The sequence below is a fragment of the Methanobrevibacter sp. genome (genome assembly GCF_045611865.1).
GTDB lineage: Archaea > Methanobacteriota > Methanobacteria > Methanobacteriales > Methanobacteriaceae > Methanocatella.
Window position 1 is genome coordinate 1 of record NZ_JAZKXX010000005.1, and the last position, 3558, is coordinate 3558.

4 protein-coding genes are annotated in these 3558 nt (G+C 34.4%); all 4 read left to right on the top strand.

Features of this window, described 5'->3' with window-relative positions:
• Positions 1-211, top strand: a 211-nt coding sequence (locus ACKI32_RS00310) for an RtcB family protein (RefSeq protein ID WP_407412686.1), incomplete at its 5' end; no start/stop codon positions are given.
• Between the two features lie 26 nt (positions 212-237).
• Positions 238-1011, top strand: coding sequence for an S-methyl-5'-thioadenosine phosphorylase (mtnP, locus tag ACKI32_RS00315; RefSeq protein ID WP_407412687.1), 774 nt, complete (start codon positions 238-240; stop codon positions 1009-1011).
• A 522-nt stretch (positions 1012-1533) separates the two neighbouring features.
• Entirely contained in the window at positions 1534-2238 is a 705-nt protein-coding gene (locus tag ACKI32_RS00320; RefSeq protein WP_407412688.1) for a hypothetical protein, read from the top strand.
• A 319-nt stretch (positions 2239-2557) separates the two neighbouring features.
• A partial coding sequence (locus ACKI32_RS00325) for a tocopherol cyclase family protein (RefSeq protein WP_407412689.1) occupies positions 2558-3558 on the top strand: 1001 nt, incomplete at its 3' end.

Consider the following 3558-nt stretch of genomic DNA (forward strand, 5'->3'; position numbering starts at 1 on the left):
AACTGCTGCTAAAAAGCAATTCACTGCAGAAGGAATCGAGAAGGAATTGAATGCAAAAGGAATTCATGTAAAAGCAAATTCCGCTCCTGTTTTAGCTGAAGAAGCACCTGGTGCTTACAAGAATGTTGATTCAGTTGTCAAGACATCCCACGATGCAGGAATCGCTAAATTAGTTGCAAAAGTTGTTCCTTTAGCAGTTACAAAAGGATAAGCCGGCTCTGGTATTGAGGTTATCATATGATTGGAATTATTGGTGGTAGTGGCGTAGAGGAAATAAGTGAATTGGCAGATTCAATTGAAAAGAAGACTGTTGAGACAGAATACGGTTCTGTTGAAGTTTCCCTTTTAAGCATTGGGGACAAGACAGTTGCTTTCTTGCCAAGACACTCTGCAGGTCACACTTGCCCTCCACATAAAATCAATTTTAAGGCAAACATTATGGCACTTAAGGAGATAGGTGTCACTCAGATCATGGCTACAAATGCTGTAGGCTCACTTGATTTGGATATCGGTCCAGGATCCATTGTTCTCCCAGATGACTTTTTGGATTTCACTGTAAATAGGGACAGAACATTTTATGACAATGAGGTTATTCACATTGACATGACTGAACCTTTCTGCAATAGGTTGAGAAAAGCCATTTTAGACAATTCTGGATGTGTTGATGGAAAGGTAGTTGATGGAGGAACCATTGTCTGTACAGAAGGGCCAAGGTTTGAAACTCCTGCTGAAATAAAGATGTTTAGCATATTGGGAGGAGCAATTGTTGGCATGACTACATTGCCTGAAGCGGTTCTTGCAAGGGAAAAGGAAATGTGTTATGCTCCTATAGCTGTTGTTTCCAATTATTCCACATCAATTTCCCCTACTAAATTAGATACAAAAGAAGTCCTTGACATTATGGCTCAAAAGAAAGGGGAATTGATTAACTTATTGCTTGATACAATTAAGGACTTATCAAAAGAGTGCGATTGTGAGTGTCATCACATTTTAGATGATGCACATATGTAACGCCCAAACTTTCACTCGCTTCGCTCGCAAAAGTTTGATCAAAACTCTTTTTATTTTTTGAGAAAATAATCTTTTCTCGCTATTTTTTCTTCTTTTTTAATAATTTTTTATTTTTCTAATTTTTCCTTGATTTTTCTTAATTTTCATGATTATTTTTACTTAAATTTCAGCTTTTTTATAGAAATCAGAAATCTTTATATGCAACCAAGTTTATATAATTGTTACCATGTCAACCACATGTTCTAAAAGTTTTCAATGCATGCTTAAATGAGTCCATCTCATGCTTGAATTCCTGATTGTAGATTCAATGAAGGGGTATGAATCTATGGTCGTGGTTGATTACACCAATAAATCATCATAGTAGAATTTCATCATATTAAATCACTCCTATATTTCGTTTGTTCATAATATCAACTCATGTTGTGCCTTTGTATTTTGTTTGCATTTTTTACCTATGATGATTTGTTGGGATAATTTAACGTATTTTGTTGTCGAATGAATTTTCATCTATGAGGTGTTTTAATGAATGATTTTGGTTTAGTGCAATTGATTTGGATTAAGAGATTGGTAAGTGAAACAGCTAGAATAAATACTTTAATTGAATGCAACAGATTATCTAAAAAAGACTTAAACAGATATAAATCTGTCATTTCAGCTATTGATGACTTCTGCGCATTTGTAATTAACTCTCAAGATTGGAGAGATGTAAAGAACATTTCAAGCATTGTTGATGAAGTGGAAATGGTTTTGTTCCAACATTTCTATGAACAGATTGGTGCTTTTGAAGATGAGGAAGTTCATTTGGACTTGTCCGGTGATGATGAAGTCAATCTCAGATTTGAAAATCCATTCATTGAGAATCAAAGCTTTGATGTGATTGATGATACTGATTTGGAAAAGGTTTTCAATGGGCCAGTATTGGAAGGGGATATTGTTGAGGTCCCGAATGAGATTGAATTTGAAATCAATGATGAAAATTCAGTTTTAGAGCTCTTTGATATGAAACCTGGGGAGTCCCGTGAGATTTCTGTAGAGGATTTTATAAAGATTCTCACTCAAAATCAAGAAGAACTCAGTTTCACTTTAAATCCAGAAATGTTTCCAGATGAAGCGGACATCTTAAGTGAAGATAAGGAAGTTTCATTTGAGGAATTCATTGCACACCTTATCGATCAAAGCTTTTCAAAAGGTATGGACTTTAGCATATTTGATTATGATGATGATTGAATGATCAAAATCATTACCTTTTTTTAGCTATTTTTTAATTCTATTTTCAATTCTCTTTTTTTAATCAATTTTTTCTTCAGTTATTTCTTAATTCTCTTTTTTTAATCAATTTTTTTAATCAATTTTTCAATTTTTCCATATTTAAATAATAAAATATTTATTATAAAGATAATATAAATTAAAATATAAGATATATTAGTCGATTTTTTAATTATTCAATCATTTGGCGATTTAACTTGTCAAATTTATTTAATGCACTGGTTGATTTTATAATAATTAAATTATCAAATAATATGATTTTTCTTTTGGAGGATTTTAAATGAATAAAAGTGATTTGAAAAGAGACCATTTTATGTTGAAAGGTCCCCTTGCTAAGCAAGGTTATGACTGGTGGTGGCATTCTTTCACTGCTTACAATAAGGAAACTGGGGAACCAAGACCATTCTTTATAGAATACTTCGTCTGTAACCCTGACTTGGCTGAAGATGAACCTACTTTAGGACAAGACCCTAAAAACATTGAAGCAGGAAAAAGACCATCTTACTGTATGTTAAAAGTCGGAGCATATGGAGAAGACCCTAAACAGATCCATAACTTCTATTCCATGAAAGACTTTGAATGTCCTGACGATAAATTAGACATCAAGATTGGAGAATACAGCTTAACTGAAACTCACATGACCGGTTACTGTAAAGTCACTGAAGAAGAAGCACGTGACCATCCTGAATACATGTCTGATGCAGGGGAAATGAAATGGGATTTGGATATTGACAAGCAAATTACTTTTAACGTAGGTTATGGTGCTAACAGTTTCTTTAGAAAAATAAACGCTTTTGAAATGTTTTGGCACGCTGAAGGAATCAAGACTCAATACAGCGGAACCGTTGAATTGGATGGTGTTGAGTATGAAGTGATTCCTGAAAAATCCTTTGGATATGCAGACAAGAACTGGGGTGGAGACTTTACAAGCCCTTGGTTATGGATATCCTCCTGTAATTTAACAAGCTTAATTACCGGAAAGAAACTTAACAACTCCGCTTTTGAAGCTGGTGGTGGAAAACCTAAGGCATTCGGCATTTCCCTTCCTCGTAAGCTATTGATCGGATTCTACTATGAAGGAAAAATGTATGAGTACAACTTTGCAAGATTCTGGAATAATGTAAGAGTGGATTTCGGATTCAAGGAAGGAGAAGTGGACAACGAATGGTACATCAACTGCAGTAACTGGAACAGCAAGCTTGAATTGAAACTCTACTGCAAACGTGATGAAATGATGCTTTTCAATTATGAAGCTCCTACCGGTAAAAAACTTCACACCCG